This is a genomic window from Flavobacterium sp., assembly GCF_013822155.1.
In the GTDB taxonomy this organism is placed as follows: Bacteria; Bacteroidota; Bacteroidia; order Flavobacteriales; family Flavobacteriaceae; genus Flavobacterium.
The window spans coordinates 1-3,127 of record NZ_PNJW01000116.1 but is presented as its reverse complement, the minus strand read 5'-3'; the positions used below and the strand labels follow the sequence as shown (position 1 = coordinate 3,127).

The 3,127-nt window shown below is 32.7% G+C and carries 4 protein-coding genes; all 4 read right to left on the bottom strand.

Annotation, left to right across the window (positions count from 1 at the left end):
• Nucleotides 1-201 precede the first annotated feature (201 nt).
• Nucleotides 202-450, bottom strand: coding sequence for a hypothetical protein (locus tag C0512_RS14985; protein WP_290863013.1), 249 nt, complete (start codon nt 448-450; stop codon nt 202-204).
• Nucleotides 451-518: 68 nt separating this feature from the next.
• Nucleotides 519-1,505, bottom strand: coding sequence for a DUF3871 family protein (locus C0512_RS14980; RefSeq protein ID WP_290863011.1), 987 nt, complete (start codon nt 1,503-1,505; stop codon nt 519-521).
• On the bottom strand, nt 1,480-2,379 hold the full coding sequence (locus C0512_RS14975; RefSeq protein WP_290863009.1) for an AAA family ATPase: 900 nt from the start codon (nt 2,377-2,379) through the stop codon (nt 1,480-1,482). Before C0512_RS14975 ends, C0512_RS14980 begins: the two co-directional genes overlap by 26 nt.
• A gap of 97 nt (nt 2,380-2,476) precedes the next feature.
• Nucleotides 2,477-2,821 (bottom strand): hypothetical protein, encoded by a 345-nt coding sequence (locus tag C0512_RS14970; protein ID WP_290863007.1) that lies wholly within the window; start codon nt 2,819-2,821, stop codon nt 2,477-2,479.
• Nucleotides 2,822-3,127 lie beyond the last annotated feature (306 nt).

Sequence of the window (3,127 nt, the reverse complement as noted above, 5' to 3'; positions counted from 1 at the left end):
AAGTAAAGTTAGTTTCCTGATTATCATTACTATAAATATTTTGCTCGTCATAATTAGAAAATCTGCATTGTAACTTGGCAAAACTTTTTTCTGACACAAAATCTGATATAGTGGGTGTAAATTCCATAAATAAAAGTTGTCAAATGATTAATATATTAATTATTGCAAGTTAGCAATTTCATCTACCCATCAATTAAAATTCTAAGCTATAATATCAAAATGAAAATAGTAATATGCTTTACCATTGATTACATAAATTGTTTTCAATTCCGGTGTAACTTTGATTTCATCCACAAAAACAATTTCGCCCACTCGCAGCTCTCCGACTGGGTTTAGCACTCTTACCTTGAATGGGCAAAAAAGTCTTTTGAATAGATTATTCCAAGTAACAACATACAATACTTTAGGCGAGCAATATTTTAGTATTTCTGCCAGTTGATTTTTGTTCATTTTACTTTTTTATTTGGCTTTTCTACATATCAATTTTTGTTTGTTGACATGCTAAAAAAGCTATATTATTATAATGAAAGAAACCAATTTGGCTGTTCGTTTTGAAGCGAATTTGCTATGAAATTTGTAAACTCGTATGCGTTGACATTACGCTCTAGATTACTATCTATATAACTGCTCTTATTAGCTTCTGTGAACAGATTGTACAAATTCCATAGTGAGATGTTATTGTCTCGGTCTCTTGAAAAATTTGGACAGGTATAATAATCTTTGACAACAGAGTTAATCTGCCCATCATTCAATAAAAACGGTTGTTTAGCCTTTTGTTCTTCTCTATCCAAATGTTGGAACATTCTGATTTTACCAATTAAATGAGCAAACTGCTCTTCATTTAGGCAAAAACGGCTCATCCGCTCCATCATGCCTAAGTGTTTAATTCGGTCATAATTACTAAACAACTTGCTCATATTGGTTTGTAATTCATTTATAGAAGATATTCTAACTTCATTAGTGAATCCATCTGTTGAAATACACATATTGGTACAAACCTTGTTTTGATAGCCAATAAAAATCTTGAATTTTTCCAACGTTTTCTTATTGTATAAGTTCTCTTGGCTATAGCTTCTCACACCGCCTACTGAAAGAGTTAAGGTATTGCCATTGACAACCTCTTTAGCTTGATGCAATTCAATTAAGAACGCACAACGCTCATAGTAAATAGTTTTTTCTTCTTCTAAAAGCTCTTTAGCGGGTTTTCCAATGGCGGTTGGTGTTCTACCTTTAATTACATGAGAAACTCTAATTTCAGGCTCTTTAGGGCTAAAATCAGGAAATAATTCCTTAACAACTTCGTATGCTTTAGAAATAAATTGAAAATGTGAAATAGTACTTTCATTGTCCTTTGAAAAAACAGGGATGATACAATCTTCTTTTAGGTGTTTTAAATCAACCTTTATTGTATTAGCTTCTATAAAGCTACTTGATGACTTTTGAATTACGTCAGATTCATCAATAATTTGGTTATTGACACTACTGCTCAATACTACTGTTTCCATTTTCAAAAATTTTGTTTGGTTCTACTACTTCTTCATTGGTTACTAATTGACTACTTAAACTATCTAATTGTTCTTTTCTCTGAAGAATCAGTGGATGTGTCATTTTCTGGAAACTCGGATATTTGGCATAAAGCTGTTTTAAGGCTTCAATGGTTTCACATTTTAATATCTCTTCTTTGATTTTATCAATTGACACTCCTTTGTTACACCATTCTATAAGTTTTCTTCCGGTAGTTGAACTTATTACAAACTCAGGTTTATCCATAAACAAACCTGTGCGATCTTTGCTTGCTTTTGCTAGATGCTTATCGTTAATCAATTCAAAATTGGCTGTCAGTTCATACTCAAAGCCTTCTCTGGTAATTTCTTTAGTACCGTGTTTGACTACTTTTGATTTACCATTCATATCTGCATCCATAGCATAATCAACTTTTCTTCTTACCGTCGTTATGATATGACAACTTGAATGCAAAATCTTGTCAATAAAAGCTTGATGTCTTGGAGATATTTTAGCCCAATCCTGAAACTTACCACCAAGCAGCTCGTGTAATTCTAGACAACCTCCCTTACCATTCCACTCATGAGAAATAGAATCAATAATAATTACTTCTATAGCTTCTTTTTCACAAGTTTCAATGGCTTCAATGTAACGTTCAGGATTGAATGGTTCATCCAAAGTCAAAGTATTGTAATCCCCTAAATGAGAATACAAACTTGCACTGCCGTTTTCTGTATCAATGACAGCAATCTTGCACCAATCATCTGTAATGCCATAGGCTAGTAATAATGCTGAATAGGTTTTTCCAAACCCACTGGCTCCAGATAGCCCCAGTCTGAGTTTGACTTGGTGACGTTCTGCTTTTGTTAACTTCATAATTTTAATTTTAATAGTTTATAATTTATTATGTTATACCAAATAAAAAAGGAGTCCCATTTCTGAAACTCCTTTAATCATAAAAATAAAAAAGAGGTCACAAGACCTCTTCCATTTCAATAACATTGTTTTTCACAATGGCTTCTTCTTCACTCATGTACTCATAACGGTGAGAACGTTCGACAACTTCGCCGGTTTCAACAATAGTGAACTCATAAGGCTCAACGTCAACTTTCTTTATTGAACCCGGAAGCATTGTTCCTATTAGCGATTTACACGTTGGCTCATCAAAAGTGCATGACACTCGTGTTGTTTTAGCAGTTAAATAAGTTCTACCTGTTTTTCTGCTTTTTACTGGCTCTACACCACCTTGAACAACAAGAACATTGAAGGTTTCTCCATCTTCTCTTTTGTAGGTCTTGTAATCTGTAATTTGTACCATAGTTTTTTAATTTTTTAGATTATACAAAACGGCAAAGCACTCATATAAGATGGCAGAAGCAGAATAAATCAACAATCAACCAAACTAGTACGGAGTACCTCCCAAAATTGCATTGAAGCCCGGGGTGTATGTTTGGATTAGTTTATATTTACGATAGAAAAAGTTTCAAAAAAAATTAAAAAAAATTTATTTAATCGGACGCTTTTTTGAAAAACACAAGCTTGGTCAATCTAATCTCTGAACAAATTTGCAATCTCAACATCAGTCTCGTAATAATCTTTATCTTGACTGTTATAAATCATATAA

What these genes read in the sequence shown, in the direction of transcription:
- C0512_RS14985 (WP_290863013.1), bottom strand. Translation starts at nt 450, where the DNA reads ATGAACAAAAATCAACTGGCAGAAATACTAAAATATTGCTCGCCTAAA.
- C0512_RS14980 (WP_290863011.1), bottom strand. Translation starts at nt 1,505, where the DNA reads ATGGAAACAGTAGTATTGAGCAGTAGTGTCAATAACCAAATTATTGAT.
- C0512_RS14975 (WP_290863009.1), bottom strand. Translation starts at nt 2,379, where the DNA reads ATGAAGTTAACAAAAGCAGAACGTCACCAAGTCAAACTCAGACTGGGG.
- C0512_RS14970 (WP_290863007.1), bottom strand. Translation starts at nt 2,821, where the DNA reads ATGGTACAAATTACAGATTACAAGACCTACAAAAGAGAAGATGGAGAA.